Genomic DNA, 4,342 nt, shown 5'->3' with positions numbered 1-4,342 from the left:
GACCAATTTTTACAACAATCTAGAGTAAAAAATATGGCTGAAGTCTTTACACCATCTTGGATTTGTAATGCACAAAACAACTTAATAGACAGTGCTTGGTTCGAACGAAAAAATGTCTTTAATAAAGAGATACCAAACCAGAAAAAATGGAAAACGAATCAAGAAAAAGTTGAATTTCCAGAAAATAAATCTTGGAGAGACTATATTAATGAAACACGGCTTGAAATTTCTTGCGGAGAAGCACCATACATAACAAGTCGGTATGATACAACAACTGGAAAATTTATAGAAGTTGAAAATAGAATTGGTTTACTCGACAGAAAACTTAGAATCATAAATGAAAATATCGAAGAATCAAACGAATGGCTTGAAGCAACTAAATCGGCCTATAAAAAAACTTATGCTTACGAGTGGCAAGGTGATAGCTTATTACTTGCTAGGGAATCATTGCTTTTTACATTCATTGAAAATTACAAATATAAATTTGAAAAAGAACCATTGCTTAAATCAATACAAGATATAGCTGAGATTATTTCTTGGAATGTTTGGCAAATGGACGGATTGAAAGGCGTAGTTCCATTTTCTTGTGGGGAAATAAAAACCAAAACAGTTAATCTATTTGGAGAAGAAGAAACCAATAATTCATTTTGCAAAGGCTGTGTTAGTGGTAATATTTTTGAACACAATGGAATTTACTGTTTAATTACGAATTGGTCAAGTACAGGTTTAAAAGGTAAAAAAATAAGATTTATAGACCTACTTCAAAACAAACATCAATCAATAAATGGCAAATAATAATCAACTTGACATACAACTTTTAGAAGATTTAATTATCGGTAGAGTTGAACCTCATATCTATGCTTTTACAACAGAAACTGTTCCTAATTATTTAAAAGTTGGTGATACATACAGACCAATTGAACAAAGACTTAACGAATGGAGAAAGCATTTTCCAGAACTTGAAAAAAGGTATCAAAAAGTTGCTAAAGCTGATGAAGAAACTTTTTTCAGAGACTTTGCTATTCATCAGTATTTAGAAAATGACCTTAAGAAATTAAGGCTAGCACAAGGAGATTTAGATTCCACTATATATTATTCAAACGAGTTTTTTAAAGATACTAATGATAGTGACATTGATGATGCAATAACAGATATTATTGATGCTCACAAAAACAATGAACCAAAATATAAATTTTACAAATTCGATGGTAGTTTATTACCAGAAACACATACGTATGCTAGAAATCAAGAATACGAGCCAAGACCTAATCAAAAAGAGACCATTAAAAGATTTAGAGAGGCCATAGACAAAGGTAGAACTAATCTCTTGATGTATGCAGTAATGCGATTTGGTAAGTCGTTTACTTCTATGTGTTGTGCAGTTGAGATGAATGCGAAATTTGTTCTAGTTGTTTCTGCAAAAGCTGATGTGAAAAATGAATGGAAAAAGACTGTTGAAAGTCACTTAAAATTTGATGGTTTTAGTTTTTTAGATAGTAATTCACTTTTAGAAAGCGAAACAATTATAAAAGATAAACTAGAAGCTAAAGAAAAAGTCGCCTTATTTCTTACACTTCAAGACTTACAAGGAGATTATATAAAAACCAAACATAAGGAAGTGTTTGAAAATCAAATTGACCTTTTACTTATAGATGAAACACATTTTGGTGCAAGAGCTTTAGAATATGGAAAGGTTTTAAAAGAGTTAAAGAGTAAAAAAGAACTGAAAAGTGAAACTGAACTCAATGATGAATCTTTAGACGAATTAGAAGCAACAACTAAAACAATTAACTCGAAAATTCGAATCCATTTATCAGGAACACCATATCGTATCTTGATGAACAGTGAATTTACAACTGATGATATTATTGCCTTTTATCAGTTTACTAATATTGCCGATGACCAACAAAAATGGGATAATGAATACTTAACCAAAGACGATACGAAGGAATGGGAAAACCCTTACTATGGTTTTCCTCAAATGATTCGATTTGCTTTCAATCCAAACGAGTCATCGAGACAAAAAATGGAAGAACTGAAAAAATTGGGTGTTACTTACGCCTTTTCAGAATTATTCAGACCAAAATCCATTCTAAAAGACGTAAAAACCGAATTACATAAAAAGTTCATTCACGAGCAAGAAATTGTTGACCTACTTAATGTTATTGATGGGACAAAAAATGACGACAACTTATTGAGCTTTCTAGATTATGACAAACTTAAAGAAGGCAAAATGTGTCGTCATATGGTTTGTGTACTTCCCTATCGTGCTTCTTGTGACGCATTTGAAAGCTTAATTAAATCTAATGAGTTTAAAAATCTTAGCTCGTATGAAGTAATTAATATTTCTGGCGTTGAAAATGAAAATGTTTTCAAGGACACTCAATCTGTAAAATCTAAAATTGAAAAATGTGAAAGCAAAAACAAGAAAACAATCACTTTGACAGTAAACAGGATGCTTACTGGTAGTACAGTTCCGCAATGGGATACTATGCTATACTTGAAAGATACAGCTTCACCACAAGAGTACGACCAAGCTATTTTTAGACTTCAAAGTCAATTTATTAAGACTTACAAAGAACCTAATGGAGATTCGGTTAAATACAACATGAAGCCTCAGACCTTGTTGGTTGACTTTAATCCAAACAGAATGTTCCAAATGCAGGAACATAAATCACAGATTTACAATGTAAATATAGAATCCAATGGAAATTCAAGATTAGGAGAACGAATAGAAAAAGAACTACAAGTTTCACCAATCATAGTAATCAATAACAAAAAAATGGTTCAAGTTGAACCAACAGATATTTTAAATGCAGTTCGTCAATATTCTAGTGAAAGAAGTGTTCTTGACGAAGCTACTTCAATTTCAATAGATTATTCACTTTTAAGTATTGAAGAAATAAAGGCAGTTATTGACAAACAAGGTATAATCGGTTCAAGACAAGGTATTGAAATTAAACCTTCAGAAGGTGAAGGTGATGACCTAGATACAGGAGACAAGCCGGATGGTGATGATGCACCTGGAAAAGAAGACAAAGAAAAAGACAGTACAAAAGATGATAAGGTAGACTACAAAGGAAAATTTGCAATGTACTATGCAAGGATTCTTTTCTTTTCATTTCTCACAGACTCAAAAGTCAAATCTCTTGAAGAAATTATTGAAGCTATAAATGATTCACAAGATAATCTTCGTATTGCGTCACACTTAAATTTAGAAACAGTAATTCTTTCACTGTTTCAAGAACACATTAACCCTTTTGTTTTAAGTGAGTTAGATTATAAAATACAAAACATCAATTCATTGGCAAATGACACCACTATTTCACCAATAGAAAGGGCAAGCAATGCTATGAAAAAATTCAGTCGCTTATCGGACTCTGAGATTGTTACGCCTGAAATTGTAACTGACAAAATTATTCAAACTTTACCAGAAGAGAATATTAATGAATCATCATTACTATTGGACATCGCTTCTAAACAAGGAGAATTTGTCTATGCAGTGTATAAAATATTTGGTAAAATGGTAGCGAATAATTTTTATTCAATACCAACATCAAAAATTGCTTATGAATTTACAAGAAAGGTTTATACGCTACTTGAATTAGATATTGAAAACATAGAATCAGAATACACGTCTTACGATTTAATTTCGGAGAATAATTTAATAGATAATGAAACATTAAAAATTAACAATAACGTTATGAAATTTGATGCAATTGTAGGAAATCCACCATATCAGCAAACAATTAGTGACAACTCAAAAAACAAATCATTAAGTAGACAGATATTTCCTGACTTCATAAAACTCTGTGTTGGTCTAAACCCAAACTATTTATCACTTGTGACACCATCTAGATGGTTCACAGGAGATGCACAGGATAAATCATTTTTGCGATTACGTGAATTTTTTCAAGAAAACAACCACATACAAAGTATAGTTAATATACCTATTTCAAATTCTGTTTTTCCAGCTGTGGAAATAAGTGGTGGAATAAACTATTTTGTTTACAATCCTAATCACAATGGAGATTTAGAATTTACTGAATATTATGATGAAGAAAACTCGCAAACATTCACAAGGCCTCTATTTGAGGAAGGTCTCGATATTATTCTAAGTAGTGGTTTTAGTCATAATATCATAAGTAAAGTAAAAAATGAAGATTTCAAATCGATAACGGCAATAACTAAAGGACGCAACGCTTTTGGAATATTAGGTAAAAATGCTAATGAGATTTCGAGTTCATTTTATCAAAATGGATACTATGAATTAAGATGTAAACACGAAGAAATTAGATATGTTGATAGTAATCTCATAACTAAAAATAAAGAAATTGCTGAA

Annotated in this window: 2 protein-coding genes; both read left to right on the top strand. The window is 31.0% G+C overall.

Going from position 1 to position 4,342, the window contains the following annotated elements; all coding sequences use genetic code 11:
* Window positions 1–795, top strand: a 795-nt coding sequence (locus HGB55_RS14440; protein WP_211047406.1) for a restriction endonuclease subunit M, incomplete at its 5' end; no start/stop codon positions are given.
* Window positions 785–4,342 (top strand): Eco57I restriction-modification methylase domain-containing protein (locus tag HGB55_RS14435; RefSeq protein WP_168817699.1); only part of this gene is annotated, 3,558 nt, incomplete at its 3' end. The genes HGB55_RS14440 and HGB55_RS14435, both read left to right, overlap by 11 nt.

This window comes from Lutibacter sp. B1, assembly GCF_012524075.1.
In the GTDB taxonomy this organism is placed as follows: Bacteria; Bacteroidota; Bacteroidia; order Flavobacteriales; family Flavobacteriaceae; genus Lutibacter.
Note: the sequence above shows the minus strand (reverse complement) of the source record. Positions and strands in the feature narration are given on the sequence as shown.